The 274-nt window shown below is 66.1% G+C and carries 1 protein-coding gene; it reads right to left on the bottom strand.

All coding sequences use genetic code 11. From position 1 onward, the window contains the following. Window positions 1-20: 20 nt before the first annotated feature. Window positions 21-274 (bottom strand): acyltransferase (locus ACP7H9_RS14265; protein ID WP_439222942.1); only part of this gene is annotated, 254 nt, incomplete at its 5' end.

Here is a 274-nt window from a genome sequence, read left to right as displayed (position 1 = left end):
CCCAGGTGGTAAACTTGCGCTCACCGCTCATCGGGACCAAGCTCCCTCACCAGCACGGCCGGATTACCCGCCACGATCGAGAACGGCGCGACATCCCGGGTCACGACCGCGCCGGCGGCGACGATCGCGCCCTGACCGATCGTCACACCGCGCAACACCATGGCAGCCGCACCGATCCAGGCATCATCGCAGATTCTAACGGGGCTTTCGTCCAGCGAGATGTCGCGAGGATGCCCGCGTGTGAAAATGTCCTGGACCTGCCGGTGCCGCTCCG

The organism is Idiomarina sp. ST20R2A10 (assembly GCF_051842345.1).
Lineage (GTDB): Bacteria > Pseudomonadota > Gammaproteobacteria > Enterobacterales > Alteromonadaceae > Idiomarina > Idiomarina loihiensis.
Note: the sequence above shows the minus strand (reverse complement) of the source record. Positions and strands in the feature narration are given on the sequence as shown.